Source organism: Paucisalibacillus globulus DSM 18846 (assembly GCF_000482485.1).
In the GTDB taxonomy this organism is placed as follows: domain Bacteria; phylum Bacillota; class Bacilli; order Bacillales; family Amphibacillaceae; genus Ornithinibacillus; species Ornithinibacillus globulus.
In genome coordinates this window covers 145874-159572 of sequence record NZ_KI519438.1, presented here as the reverse complement: position 1 = coordinate 159572, position 13699 = coordinate 145874, and the positions used below count along the sequence as shown (strand labels likewise).

Genomic DNA, 13699 nt, shown 5'->3' with positions numbered 1-13699 from the left:
TGAACGAACAAGAACATATCGATAAGTTAATGCTTGAGTTACGTCGGGGTACGATTACAATTGGCGTACTTAGCCAGCTTTCAAGTCCGCAATATGGTTATTCTCTTGTAACGATGTTAAATGAAAAGGGAGTTCCAGTAGAACCGGGCACATTGTATCCACTACTTAGAAGATTGGAAAAGCAAGGTTTGCTTGAAAGTAGCTGGGATACAAATGAGGCAAGACCACGGAAGTATTATGTATTAAGTGAAATGGGAAAAGCGGTCTACGAACAATTATGTAAGGAATGGGAGGGTATTGTAAGGAGTTTAGATGACTTGATTCATACTAGAAAGGATGAGGAAAATGGAGATGATTGAACGGTATATTTATGCAGTCACGCAGAAGCTACCACAAAATCAACGTGATGATATTGCGATCGAACTCCGTGGATTGATTGAAGACATGATAGAAGAGCGTATCGGTAGTGGTGAGGCTAGTAATCAAGTAGTAGAGGAAGTTTTATTAGAATTGGGTAGTCCTAGGGAAATGGCAAACAAGTATCGTGGTACAAAAAAGTATCTAATTGGCCCAGAGTTATATGACCCATTTCTTATTGTTCTAAAAATCGTATTGATCTCTATGTCAGTTGGGTTAGGGGCTGTTTTTGTTATTCAATCCATCATAACCCCACCTGAGATATTGGATCACTTTGTTAAGTTAATTGTAGCCCTAGTTACTGGTTTACCACAGGCGCTTGGTTGGGTTGCATTAATGTTTGTATTAGTTGAATATGGTGGGGGTTTGAAGACAAAGGATCTAGGACTAGATAAAGCTTGGAGTCCTGCAATGTTAACAGCAATTCCAGACCCCAAAAGACGAATTAAGCGATCTGAACCGATTATTGCGATAATTTTTTATGTAATAATAATGGTATGGTTTGCATTCTCTAGTGATTTCTTTGGAATTTATGTGTTTAATGATAATGGATTTAAAGAGGTTGTTCCATTCTTAAATGAAGAAGCCTTTTCGATGTATATGCCATTTGTGTTGTTATTCTTTGCAACTTTCATTGTAAAAGAATGTTTAAAGCTTATTTCTGGAAAGTGGACAATGAAATTAGTAGGTTATACAACCGTGATTAACATATTAGGAATTGTGGTTATATTCTTCCTAATTACTGGCGATTCTTTTTGGAATCCGGAGTTTATGAACGATTTAGTTCAAGCTGGAGTTGTAGCGGAAGGTTCGGAGGGCTATCAGATTGGGGAAGCCATTTGGAGAAATAGTACTAGGATTACGGTAGCCATTCTACTAATTGGGCTAGTTTGGGATATTATCGATGGGTGGATCAAAGCAAGGAAAAAATAGTTCTTTTCTTTAAACAACGAATTGATTAAAATGGATTTAATCAATTCGTTGTTTTTGTATAAAGGGGGAATACGAATGCGTTTAGTCAGGCCATCATTAGAATGGGAGAAAGAACATCGTACATACAAAGAAGAATGGGGATCAACTAGAATGATTCCCAGTTGTTTTAATCTGGATGGGTTTGATAGTTATGAAGCCTATCTGGATGATTTAGTAAAGAAAGAAAAAGGATTAGGCAAGTGGTTGCCGTTTTCAAGTTATTTTCTAGTAAATGATGAAAATAGAGTGCTAGGAATGCTAGATATTCGTCATGAATTAAATGATTTTCTCTATCGAATAGGTGGAAACATTGGATATAGTGTTCGCCCTTCTGAAAGGAAGAAGGGTTATGCTACGTTTATTTTAAGTGAAGCCCTAGATAAATGTAGGGAATTAGAGATGGGAAAAGTATTAGTCACATGTGATGAGGATAATACTGGTTCTGCAAAAGTAATTTTGAACAATGGTGGCGTGGAAGCTCATTCCGAGAAGGATTCAGATGGTACTGTTAAAAGAAGATTTTGGATAAATCTATAGACGACTAGGTGAGGTAACGTGGAAAAACAACAGGTGAAAATTAAGCAGATGGGACAAGAGGATTGGGAAGCGGTACGTGAAATTTATTTGGAAGGTATTCACACTGGTAATGCTACATTTGATATAGAGCCTCCTACACGGGAAGAATGGGATAAGGGTCACGTGAAATCCTGTCGGTTAGTTGCCCGTTTAGATGAGCAAATTGTTGGCTGGGCTGCCTTAAGTCAAACTACTCAAAAGAAAGCATATCGTGGTGTTGCAGAGGATAGTATTTATGTTTCTAGTGCTTGTTCTGGCATGGGGGTTGGAGCAACGTTATTAGAGGAATTAGTTAGAGCAAGTGAAGAATCGGGCTTTTGGACGTTGCAAGCGTTAATCTTTGCTGAAAATATTGCTAGTATTAAGCTTCATTTACGATTTGGATTTGATATTGTAGGAACTCGAAAACGGGTTGGGCAACTTAATGGTGTGTGGAGAGACGTTGTTTTCTTAGAACGTAGAAGCTCTATTGTAGGTATCGATTAAGGAAGGGGAGTTATTCATGGTTCCAGTATTAACTGGTGAATTGGCTAGAAGAATTGAAGTTTCGGAAATAGATATGCTTCATTCGAGACTTACTGCAATTCAGGACATTCCGAGGAATCCGATGGGAGTTGAAATAAAGCAGTTTGGACAAGCAACAGCTTTCTATGTGAAAGGGATTCCTGGCCCTTCCTTCAATACGGTAAGAGACCTGACTTATAAAGATATTGATGAAGTTGATAAAATCATAGATTTTTATAAAGAAAAAGATATTCTCATTCAACTAGAAATCACACCGGCCTCTGCTAATTCGGAGTTATTAAAGATATTAGCTAGTAAAGGCTTCTATCAAAGCAATTTTCATAGTGTACTATATGGTAGTGAACTTAGTATTGTCGAAGGTTTTAATCCATCCATTTCAGTACGTAAATTAAAAGAAGACGAGTTTGAATTGTATGCAGATATCTATGTTAGGGGATTCGGCTTACCTGAATTTATTAAGCCGGGGATTGCTCAAAATAATCAAGTACTTCATCCACTTGATGAATGGGAGTTTTACATAGCAACTGTTAATGGTTACCCAGCTGGGGTAGCAGTTATGTTTTACCAAAATGGGATTGCAACCCTTGCGGCATCAGCAACTGTCCCTGAACAGAGAAATCAAGGTGTACATCAAGCGTTGCTAAAAGAAAGAATAAGGGATGCTCATATTAAAGGAGCTGAATTAATTGTAGGACAAGCTAAATATGCTAGCGTCAGTTCGAATAATATGGAGAAGCTGGGTCTTAGAGTTGCCTACACAAAATCAATATGGGTTATAGGTTAGGAGATACAATCTGGTATCTCTTTTTTCTTTGAGATAAGAACTATCTTTAAAATTTATATTGCAATCACATACATTTTTATATATACTACATTACAACACTAATGCACTATGTTGGTTAAGGGGGACCGGATATGGTTCTGAATATGGATAGTACAATTCCAATTTATGTTCAAATTGCGGAATGGCTTGAGAACGAGATACTAAATGAAAATTTAAAGGTTAATGAAAAGGTGTATTCCCAATACAAGCTTGCGGATATGTTTACCATTAATCCAGCGACTGCGGCTAAAGGACTTAATCTTCTTTTTGAAGAGAAAATCCTTTATAACAAGCGTGGACTGGGAAAGTTTGTTTCTACTGAGGCAATGGATATTGTTTTGGAAAAAAGAAAAAACCACAAATTGAAGGGGCTATTGAAGGAAGCTGTTCAAGAAGCTGTGCGCCTTCAAGTGGCAGAAGAAGAACTTTTAGGAATGTTTAAGCAAATTCTTAATGAAAGTAAGGGGGAGTAGTTGTGAATGTAATAGAATGTGAAGGACTAGTGAAAAAGTATGGCAGCTTGAATGCCCTAGATCATATTTCCTTTTCAATTAAGGAAAATACCATTACTGGCTTAATTGGTCGAAATGGTGCCGGGAAGACTACGTTACTTAAAATCCTTGCTGGTTTCTGGCGTGAAACAGAAGGGACGATAACGGTATTTGATAGACGCCCCTTTAACAATTTAGAGGTTTCCATGAATTCTATTTTCGTAGACGACATGATGAGTTTTACCAATACGTTAAATTTAAAGGAGCTTTTAAGTGAGGCTCAGGCTTTTTATCCTAACTGGGATGCGGAACTTGCAGAAAGATTACTGGGTTATTTTAACTTTAATCCAAGGCTTGTACATCAAAGTCTTTCCAAAGGGAAAAGAAGTACTTTTAATATGATTGTTGGTCTTGCAGCTAAGTGCCCCCTTACTATTTTTGATGAACCGACAACGGGTATGGATAGAGCGGTGAGGAAAGACTTTTATCGTGCCTTATTAAAAGATTATCTATTAAACCCACGTACGATTATAATTTCTAGTCATCATTTAGATGAAATGGAGGATATACTGGAGGATATTTTATTGATTGATGAGGGGAAAAAAGTCCTTCAGCTTCCGGTGGATGAGTTAAAAGAATATGCGGTGACATTAAGTGGGAGAACGGCTGTTGTTATGCAGACTCTACAAGATAAAGAGGTAATTTATAAACGAAATGTTGATATTGACAATTGTTCGGTGGTTGTTCGAAATAACTTTTTGCATGGGGAAGTAAAACAATTAGGAATAAATGTGTCGCCTGTTACTCCTAGCGACCTTTGTGTATACCTAACTAAAGGACAGGGAGGGGGAATTGATGATGTCTTTAACAAAAGTAAGTCTGTCTAATGTAGTTGTTATGCAATTTCGGTATAAATTAAAGGCATATTCTGGAGTGTTTTTGGCTTTAATGGTAGTCCAAATGATTGGTATTCTTCTATCCATATTAGGACATGGAGGCACCTCTTTTTCCAATGGTATGTATACTGTTGATGTTACAGTAAGCTCACCAGATCTAGTTATATTTTTGACGATGATATGGGCATTTATGAACGCGATATTGATAACAACAAAGGCGTATCGCGAAGATGACTTTACTTTTGTTTCCAATCGATTATCGTATAATTTATCCAACATGGCCTTTCTACTTACAGTTTGTCTGATAGGTACGGTTACAGCCTTATTAACAACAGGAATAATTCGAATTCTTGCCTATGTAACGGCAGACATAGATATATTTCTTACCATTACGCATGGGGTTACAATAGCTGATTTTGTTGCAGGGGGATTAGCTACATTCTTATTCATTTTATTGGCAGCTACAGCTGGGTACTTGGTTGGAATGATGACACAAGTGAACAAAGGGCTAATTATATTATTACCAGTTATTATTATTGGTCTGAATTATGTTACACAAAGTAGTTCCAATCCCGGTTTTGTTAATATGCTGGAGTTCTACTTTATGGAACACTCGTTTATCATGTTTTCCATAAAGGCCATTGTCACCATCTTAATTGGTTTTGGATTATCAATTGTGTTTTCTAATCGATTGGAGGTTAGATGAATATGGCAGTAATAGTGTCGTTAGTTCCTTTACTTATTATCATCATTATTATCCTATGGTTTGTTACGCTGAAAAAACGTTTGACACGTAAGTCATTAACGTTACGGCAATCAACGTTAATTTTTATTGTTTATGTTACCATTTTGCTAATTACAACAGTAGTGTCTTTATTTCTTCCAAGTTCGGAAGCAAATATAATCGAAGACCCGCATCAGAGTGAAGAATGGAATGGCGGTTTATATATGAAGGCAATGCAAGGTGAATTTTCTTCCATTGCCACTAGTAAAATTTCTAGAAGTTGGGAGATTCCTTATACAGGGGATGTAATAACTTTAGCTTCGGATTATTATGACGAAGGTATTCTGGTAGAAAAAACGGATGAACTAAATGGGCAGATTGAGGTGTACTATATTAAAGACTGGCAGACTTTAGGGGTAAATTCAGTTTCCATGGATGTAAGTGAATATACACCAGATATGGATGTTGAAATGACTTCCAATACACTCCAATTTGTTAGTCCAGAAAAAGAATCAACTATACATTTAGCTTTTAATGATCTAGCATTTCCTATGAAGCAATTGATTGGTGAAAGTCAATTCGGAAATGGTTTTGGTTCTTCGGGGTCAAGCTTTTTCTATATAAGGGTACCTCGAAATTTAAATGTAGAGTTTTCGGATTATATGTATATTGATTATGTAGAAAATTAACCAAAAAACCTCCATTCGAATATACTATACAAATATCACGAATGTGGGGGTTCTACGATGAACTATGTACGAAGTGGTCTAGCCTTTTTTGGATTTTTAACGATAGGGTTTGGAATAGGAATGTTGCTTCATAATGTGGAGGCTGGTGGCGCTGTAGGTTTTGGATTAGGAATGTTATCCATTTTAATTTTACGTAAAGAGTAAGTTGCGGTTAAGTGCGCCACTAATTAACTAGTGAGTATAAGGTTAAAAACGAACAGCGAACCCCATTATAATTATATACACCAATAAAAGGTTGGCTATTAGAAGGAATGTTCCCTCTATAGCCAACCTTTTTTTATTCTTCTTTTGAATACTCACCGTATTCCTCACCGTAGAATTTGTTATAACGTTCTTTGAATTTATTGTAAACGTAAGTAACAAGTACCTTAAGGATGGCATAGCCCGGTATTCCGAGAATGACACCAAGTAGTCCAAATAGATTTCCAGCTACTAATAATACAATAATAATGGTTAGCGGATGTATCTTCATTGTTCTTCCCATAATATTTGGGGAAATTAAGTTACCTTCTAAGAATTGAACAATTACCCATACGATTGCAAGCTTTAAAAGCATGAATGGTGAATGTACAATCGCAATAATTACTGCAGGGATAATGGATAGCGTTGGACCGAGATATGGAACAACACTTAGAATACCTGCAAGAATTGCTAATGTAATTGCATAGTCTAATCCTATAATTATGTAACCAATATATAAAAGGATACCAATACAGGATGCAACAATAATTTGCCCCTGAATATAAGAACCAACCTGAGCATCCATGTTATTTAAAATTTGATTTACATCATCGCGGTATTTTGGTGGCAGTAATTTTAAGAAATATGCTTTAAAACGATCCCCATCCTTTAATAAGAAGAAAAGGATAATTGGAAAAGTAACAAGTGCCACAACAAAGTTAGTAACAGTGCTTGCAAAATTTCGTACGCCTGCAAATGCATCAACTATGTATCCGCCAATAATACCAGGGATATTGCTGAAATTAGAAACGACCCATTCGTACGCTCGATCGTAGTATGGAGCCAAAAATGAATCCTGAATCCATTCATTTACGCCAATCCATAACTGTTGAATATATGCCGGAAATGTAGAAATTAAGTCGGATATTTGTTTTTCAATCGCTGGTGCGATTAATAGAATTAATCCAGTAAGTAATCCAGTAATACCTAAGATAAGGATCACAATTCCCCAGATACGCTTGATTTTTACCTTTTCTAGTAGATCAACAATCGGGTTTAAAAGATAAAATGCGATAAATGCTAGAATTATTGGTGGTGTAATCGTTGATAAGATAACAAATAACGGGTTAAAGATATAAGATACTCTATCATAAATAAATATCATTAATCCGATTAGTATCAATACCGATAGGACAAAGACAATATTTTTTCCCCCGAGGAATTTAATAAAGCGGTTATCAGAATTCATGAAGTTGGGACTCCTTTTTTATTTTAATTATAGAGGAATATTACGAAATATTCCATCTCTGATTGATGATTCCTTCATAACCCTAGTAAAAAGGTCTGGTGCGAAAAGGGTAAATTAAGCAAAAAGTCCTGTTGCTGATTAGATTGACCTATGTCTATCATTAAGTAGTAATTATAAAATAAGGGACGTGTAATGAAAATGAAATTAAAAGGTTTGTTAATCATTGTAATGACTGCTTTGCTGTTTTTCTTAGCTGCATGCAGTGATTCCGATGAAAAGGCTACAAAAGAAAAGGAAAGTGAAAATACGGAAGAGAAATCAGAAGATAAAGCGGAGGAGAAGGATGAACCTGAGGATGAAGTGGTTGAGGAAGAAGAGGAATCTGAAGAAGTTTCGTTTGAAGTAAACGATTCTACAGCACCGGAAGATCAGGGTGACTTAAATGTTTGGTTTGAGGGAGACTTTCAGATTGTAGACCATAAAATCACTGTTAAAGGAAAGACCAATTTACTGCCTGAATCTAGGCTATATGTAAAAGCAGATTCTGAAGAGGGTGTAATTATTGGTGGAAATGGATCTGGGGTAGTTGACGATAACGGAGATTTTGAATTGGAAGCTGGTATTCCAGACGAATTTAAGGGCGGCTTATTACATATCAACCTTTCCTTTGAAACAGGGAACCAGACTGATGAAATTATGAATCATTATTCTGATGGGATAACTGGCAGCTTTGCTAGAATTTACTATTACTCCTATAAAGATCAAGTATTAAGTAAAGCAGCTTTCAGTAAAACAATTCTCTTTGATGCAGGAGAACAATCCTTTGCAATCGAAGAACCGGAGTGGAATATTCCAGATGATTTAGGGAATGCTGATGTTTGGATTAAACCTACGATTGAAAAATTCGAGGACTATGTTGTAGTTCATATTGAAAGTAATCTCGTTGAAGAGTCATTTGTTCGTGCTATAACTACAATTCCGAACTACCTTACAACTGGATTTAATGGAACTACCTATGCGAACCCTGATGGCTCTATGACTATTTATATTAAAGATCCGGAAAAAGATGACAGAATTAAAGACTTACAAAATTATGAAATAAAACTAGAAATGGACCCATCGGACGCTAATAATGGTAAACAGGTTACGGAAGCATATGGAGACACGGGAGAAAAGTTGCTTGGTGACCTTGTAGTAGAACAAGGGGAAGGAAAAGCAATTAATCAAAAGATTACCATAACAGTAGATTGAAAATAGTCTTTATGACTTCATTTAAGCAATATCCTTAAAAGTTTGTTATACTTTATCTATGTTTAGAGTAAAATAACAGTAGATGATATACATGATAGATAAGGGGATTCTATGAGAGTGTAGCTTTCAAGGAATCCCTTTCACACAAAACATATTAATCTCAGTGTGTGTTTTTTTTAAGGAGGATATACCAGCTTGAATGATGTAGTGAGATTAGAAAAAGAAGCAATGAAAATGTTAAAAGAAACGAGCAGAACCTTTTATATACCGATAAAGCTTTTAAAACCAACCTTACGTAAAACAGTTGGTGCTGCCTACTTATGTATGCGTGCGATTGATGAAATAGAGGATCATGAAGAGCTGGAGTCGGAAACTAAGCAAACGTTATTGCGTTCAACTAGTGAACTATTAAAGAATAATTTTAATGTGGAAGCCTATGAACAACTGATTAAACCGTATGGAACTAAGTTACCGGAAGTAACAAAGCGTCTTGGGGATTGGATTGCCTTTTGCCCAGATGGAATAACCTCCAAAGTTTTAGAATCTACGAGTGTGATGGCCAACGGTATGGCTGATTGGGTGGAAAAGGACTGGCAAATCCGTACGAAAGAGGATTTAGATGATTATACGTATTATGTAGCTGGTTTGGTTGGTGTGATGCTTTCCGATATTTGGCGTTGGTATGATAATACAGATACCGTTCCAGAATTAGCTATTGGATATGGACGAGGCCTTCAGGCTGTTAATGTTTTGCGGAATCAGGATGAGGATGCAGAACGTGGAGTTAAATTTTTCCCGGATAATTGGAGTCGAGAGGACATGTTCAATTACGCCGAAGAAAACTTAGCTAAAGCTGATGAATATATGAAATCAATCAAGACAAAGAATATTACGTTGTTTTGCAAAATCCCACTTGCTTTGGCACATCGAACTCTAAATGCCTTGAAAAGCGGTAAGGAAAAGATGTCTCGAGAAGATGTGGAATCAACTGTAAATGATATTATAAATAGTTAATGATAAACACGGCGGCTTTTGTCGTGTTTTTTTCTTTTGGGATGATTTTTATTTCAAAGTAATGAGTGGGGCACTCTCATTCTTCATTTCAAGGCTAATCCCAACGCAAAATGAAGTATAGAGCCCTCCCATTTTTCATTTCAACACCAATCCCAACGCAAAATGAAGTATAGAGATCTCCAACCTTCATTCACTCCTAATGAAGTCTCATTCAATAACAAAACCCCGAGTTTATTTAAAGTAAAAAAAGAGGCCGCTATGGCCCCTTTCCTAGACAATAGTAAAATGGATAGTAACTTTATTTCGAATGTTTATGAAAAAGTGCTCTAAAGGCAAGGTGAATGATTGCAATAGCAAAAATAATAATAACAATTCCACCAACAAGTACAAGGATGGTTTTAATTTGTGATGTGATAAGCGCTGAGGTCGGTACTTGTGTTAAGGCAAATCCAGCTAAAATAGCCGCAAGATATAAGCCTACTAGTTTATCCCACATGTAAATCCCTCCTTTTGCTATAGCTTATGCAAAAGGAGGGACCAGTGTTTTTAACTATTACGTAACACTTGAAAAATTGGGTTTTTCTAAAAACATTGAAAAGAGCGAACTCGGTCTAAGTCAATGCCGAAGTAAACCCAGCGGAAATTACGCCATCTAAATCCAGCAACCGAGTTTCTTCCAACAAAAGTAGGATAGAACCAGAATGCACTACCGTTATCTAACCATATATAGGTGAAACGGAATAGGCAGCCTCTAATTGCGCCAGGGTCAACGGCAAAAGTTTGGAATTGTGGTTGCTGTGGTGTAAAAGATGGTGGTGGTGTATTTGGTGCGCCCTGTTGTCCACCTCCAGGCTGTCCAGGGAATCCAGGGGATTGACCAGGAAAACCAGGTGATTGTCCCGGAAATCCAGGACCTCCTCCAGGGAAAAATCCTCCTGTTTGACCTCCACCTGGGAACCCCCCACCTCCAGGGAATTGATTACCAAACATTTGCCCTAATAAAAACCCAGGTAAGTTAAATTGTCTTTCATCATCATCATATGGTGGTCCAAATTGATTCAATTCGTATTCCTCCTTGAAATGTATTCCATTTAATATATGGGGAAATTAACTAGGTTGGGAGTCTAATAGGCAAGAATGGGCTAAATACTTTGTAATTTTCAATTATGAGTGATTACTCACTTTACAACAACAACATTTCGTACTATATTAGATGTGAGTAATCACTCACTTTAGGAAGGTGGTTTTAAAATGGATAACATTTGTGTAAGGGTAAAGGATGTGACGAAGCAGTTTGGAAAGCATGTTGTCTTAAAGAATATCAATCTAGACATTATGGAAGGTGAAATTTTTGGCTTGCTTGGTCCTTCGGGTGCTGGAAAGACAACCTTGGTAAAAGAGCTTTCTGGACTGGATATAGCAACTTCGGGTGAAAATACCGTATTGGGTCAAAAGATGCCGGAGCTTAAAACAATTAATCGTATTGGTTATATGGCACAATCAGATGCGCTTTATAAGGATTTATCCGCAAATGAGAATCTTCAATTCTTCTCTAGCTTGTATGGATTAAAGGGGAAAAAACAGAAAGAGAGAATTCAAGTAGTTATGGAACTTGTTGATTTAACAAACCATCTAAATAAATTAGTCTCCGATTACTCCGGTGGGATGAAGCGGAGGTTGTCATTGGCAATTGCTCTTCTTCATGAACCAGAATTATTAATATTAGATGAACCCACTGTAGGGATTGATCCAGTTTTACGTAAGAGGATTTGGAATGCCTTTTATCAATTAAATAAAAAAGGTACGACTATTATCGTGACTACCCATGTAATGGATGAAGCTGAGAAGTGTGATCGCCTTGGTCTCATGCGTGATGGTTCATTAATTGCTGTTGGTACTCCAGATGAATTGAAACAAAGTACCAATTCCAGCTCCATTGAAGAGGCATTTCTAGTATACGGGGGTGAAGTAAATGAGGATTAAAGCATTAACAAAACGTATTCTACGTCAAATTGTTCGAGACAAACGAACACTGGGAATGTTAATCTTTGCACCTATAATTGTTTTGACCATGCTTCATCTCGTTTTTAATGGAGAAAGTTATATTCCCAAGGTTGGGCTTGTTGATATTCCTGATAGCTTATCGGCTAACATGGATTTCTCCGATGCCGAAGTTACAACATATGATAATGCTCGTGATGCAGAGGTAGATTTGGCTACGCAGAAAATTGATGGATATATTACGATTGCAGATGGAAATCCATCCATTTATTTAGAAGGAAGTGATCCGACTGTTAATGGGGAAACGCTAAGATGGATACAGTCTACTTTTGCTAATCTACAGGAATCCCATCAGCAGAAGCTCGATATTACCTATTTACATGGTTCAACGGATATGGGGCAGTTTGACTTTTTTGGTCCGGTGTTATTAGGATTCTTTGTGTTTTTCTTTGTATTTATTATTGCCGGTGTCTCTTTTATTCGAGAACGAACAACTGGAACATTGGAACGTTTACTTTCAACACCTCTCCGTAAATGGGAGATTGTGACTGGTTATGTACTTGGTTTTGGAATTGTCACCATGATCCAGTCTACAATTATTGCTGCTTATACTATTTATGTTCTTGATATGATGATGGAGGGTTCGTTTTTTTATTTACTAGTAATTATACTAGCCCTTTCATTTACTGCTTTGACACTTGGAATTTTAATTTCATCTTTTGCAAATAACGAACTACAAATGATTCAATTTATTCCTATTATTGTCGTCCCTCAAGTATTCTTTTCAGGATTGTTTAATTTGGAAACAATTTCTGATTGGTTAAGCTGGATAGGTCCAGTTACACCCCTTTATTATGCAGCTGAAGCACTTCGAGATGTGATGGTTAGAGGGTATGGATGGAATGAAATTTATATGGAAATTTTCGTGTTACTTGGTTTTTCCATTCTATTTATGATTCTAAACATCCTTGCACTTAGGAAATATCGAAAAATATAATTCTTCTTCTAATTGCATACGTAAACAGGTTTACGTATGATAATGGTATAGCTTACCGGAGATAAGAGGAGATTAACTTGTTTACTGAAGATCAAAACCTAACCGAAAAACAAAAAGGAATATTAGCTGCAGCAACGGAATTATTTGCTGAAAAAGGATATGCAGCAACTTCAACTAGTGAGATAGCAAAAAAAGCCGGAGTAGCTGAGGGAACGATATTCCGTCATTATAAATCAAAAAAGGATTTACTATTAACCATTGTTTCACCTACCATGATCAGAGTCATTAGCCCAGCAGTGAAAAAAGATATTAATAAAGTATTGGATAAAGAGTTCAATACGTTTGAAGACTTTATTCGAGCGATGATTGCGAATCGGATTAAATTCGTACAGAAACATACATCCTTGCTCCGGATCGTTATTCAAGAATTGCCGTTTCATGAAGAATTAAAGAAACAAGTAGTTGAGCATATTGGAAAAGAAGTTTTTGAGCGTCTTAGAGAAACTGTGAGACATTTTCAGGGCAAGGGTCAGATTATAGACATGCATCCAGATACCATTATACGCGTGGTAGGTTCATCGGTTTTTTCTTATATTATAACGAGATATGTGATTTTTCCGGATAATGAATGGGATGAGGAAGTAGAGATAGACCGGATAATTGAAGTACTAACTAATGGAATAAGAAAAAGGTAGGGGACTGTCCCCTACCTTTTTCCTTTGGTAGTTAGGAAAGTTTATAAACTTTCCGCATGTAAAGAAAAATTAACATATTCGAAAAAGGACGAGCGAATGTGATTTTTTCTACTAATGTAACTTTTTTACATTGGTAGGC

18 protein-coding genes are annotated in these 13699 nt (G+C 36.6%); 15 read left to right on the top strand and 3 right to left on the bottom strand.

Going from position 1 to position 13699, the window contains the following annotated elements:
• Window positions 1-29: 29 nt before the first annotated feature.
• The 10 genes from K332_RS0117935 (at window position 30) to K332_RS24055 (ending at window position 6317) form a co-directional block, all read left to right on the top strand.
• Window positions 30-359 carry a PadR family transcriptional regulator gene (locus tag K332_RS0117935; RefSeq protein WP_036689326.1) on the top strand — a complete coding sequence of 110 codons (330 nt, stop codon included), beginning with the start codon at window positions 30-32 and terminating at the stop codon, window positions 357-359.
• Window positions 352-1350: an HAAS signaling domain-containing protein gene (locus tag K332_RS0117930; RefSeq protein ID WP_245604755.1), complete on the top strand. Its 999-nt coding sequence runs from the start codon at window positions 352-354 to the stop codon at window positions 1348-1350. Before K332_RS0117935 ends, K332_RS0117930 begins: the two co-directional genes overlap by 8 nt.
• A 75-nt stretch (window positions 1351-1425) precedes the next feature.
• A complete protein-coding gene (locus tag K332_RS0117925) occupies window positions 1426-1926 on the top strand; it encodes a GNAT family N-acetyltransferase (protein ID WP_051359521.1) in 501 nt (166 codons plus the stop codon).
• A gap of 18 nt (window positions 1927-1944) precedes the next feature.
• A complete protein-coding gene (locus K332_RS0117920; RefSeq protein WP_026908709.1) occupies window positions 1945-2451 on the top strand; it encodes a GNAT family N-acetyltransferase in 507 nt (168 codons plus the stop codon).
• Window positions 2452-2467: 16 nt separating this feature from the next.
• Window positions 2468-3274, top strand: a complete 807-nt coding sequence (locus tag K332_RS0117915) for a GNAT family N-acetyltransferase (RefSeq protein ID WP_026908708.1) — start codon at window positions 2468-2470, stop codon at window positions 3272-3274.
• Window positions 3275-3405: 131 nt separating this feature from the next.
• Window positions 3406-3786, top strand: coding sequence for a GntR family transcriptional regulator (locus tag K332_RS0117910; RefSeq protein ID WP_026908707.1), 381 nt, complete (start codon window positions 3406-3408; stop codon window positions 3784-3786).
• A 2-nt stretch (window positions 3787-3788) separates the two neighbouring features.
• Complete coding sequence (locus tag K332_RS0117905; RefSeq protein ID WP_026908706.1) at window positions 3789-4691, top strand: ATP-binding cassette domain-containing protein; 903 nt, start codon at window positions 3789-3791, stop codon at window positions 4689-4691.
• Window positions 4663-5406 carry a hypothetical protein gene (locus K332_RS0117900; protein ID WP_026908705.1) on the top strand — a complete coding sequence of 248 codons (744 nt, stop codon included), beginning with the start codon at window positions 4663-4665 and terminating at the stop codon, window positions 5404-5406. Before K332_RS0117905 ends, K332_RS0117900 begins: the two co-directional genes overlap by 29 nt.
• A 2-nt stretch (window positions 5407-5408) precedes the next feature.
• Window positions 5409-6113 (top strand): hypothetical protein, encoded by a 705-nt coding sequence (locus tag K332_RS0117895; protein ID WP_036689258.1) that lies wholly within the window; start codon window positions 5409-5411, stop codon window positions 6111-6113.
• 57 nt (window positions 6114-6170) lie between these two features.
• Window positions 6171-6317 (top strand): hypothetical protein, encoded by a 147-nt coding sequence (locus K332_RS24055; RefSeq protein ID WP_156914228.1) that lies wholly within the window; start codon window positions 6171-6173, stop codon window positions 6315-6317.
• Between the two features lie 133 nt (window positions 6318-6450).
• Here K332_RS24055 and K332_RS0117885 read toward each other — a convergent pair whose 3' ends face one another.
• On the bottom strand, window positions 6451-7602 hold the full coding sequence (locus tag K332_RS0117885; RefSeq protein ID WP_026908703.1) for an AI-2E family transporter: 1152 nt from the start codon (window positions 7600-7602) through the stop codon (window positions 6451-6453).
• 192 nt (window positions 7603-7794) lie between these two features.
• Here K332_RS0117885 and K332_RS0117880 point away from each other — a divergent pair, with 192 nt between their 5' ends.
• Both K332_RS0117880 and K332_RS0117875 read left to right on the top strand, forming a co-directional pair.
• Complete coding sequence (locus tag K332_RS0117880) at window positions 7795-8853, top strand: hypothetical protein (protein ID WP_026908702.1); 1059 nt, start codon at window positions 7795-7797, stop codon at window positions 8851-8853.
• Window positions 8854-9048: 195 nt separating this feature from the next.
• Window positions 9049-9867 (top strand): squalene/phytoene synthase family protein, encoded by an 819-nt coding sequence (locus K332_RS0117875; RefSeq protein ID WP_026908701.1) that lies wholly within the window; start codon window positions 9049-9051, stop codon window positions 9865-9867.
• A gap of 298 nt (window positions 9868-10165) precedes the next feature.
• Here K332_RS0117875 and K332_RS0117870 read toward each other — a convergent pair whose 3' ends face one another.
• Window positions 10166-10363: a hypothetical protein gene (locus K332_RS0117870; protein ID WP_026908700.1), complete on the bottom strand. Its 198-nt coding sequence runs from the start codon at window positions 10361-10363 to the stop codon at window positions 10166-10168.
• Between the two features lie 86 nt (window positions 10364-10449).
• Window positions 10450-10857 carry a hypothetical protein gene (locus tag K332_RS0117865; protein WP_084288127.1) on the bottom strand — a complete coding sequence of 136 codons (408 nt, stop codon included), beginning with the start codon at window positions 10855-10857 and terminating at the stop codon, window positions 10450-10452.
• Window positions 10858-11118: 261 nt separating this feature from the next.
• Here K332_RS0117865 and K332_RS0117860 point away from each other — a divergent pair, with 261 nt between their 5' ends.
• From K332_RS0117860 to K332_RS0117850, 3 genes are all read left to right on the top strand, one after another.
• Window positions 11119-11850 (top strand): ABC transporter ATP-binding protein, encoded by a 732-nt coding sequence (locus K332_RS0117860; RefSeq protein ID WP_026908698.1) that lies wholly within the window; start codon window positions 11119-11121, stop codon window positions 11848-11850.
• Window positions 11840-12865, top strand: coding sequence for an ABC transporter permease (locus K332_RS0117855; protein ID WP_026908697.1), 1026 nt, complete (start codon window positions 11840-11842; stop codon window positions 12863-12865). Before K332_RS0117860 ends, K332_RS0117855 begins: the two co-directional genes overlap by 11 nt.
• A gap of 77 nt (window positions 12866-12942) precedes the next feature.
• Window positions 12943-13560, top strand: a complete 618-nt coding sequence (locus K332_RS0117850; RefSeq protein ID WP_245604753.1) for a TetR/AcrR family transcriptional regulator — start codon at window positions 12943-12945, stop codon at window positions 13558-13560.
• The last annotated feature ends 139 nt before the right edge of the window (window positions 13561-13699 follow it).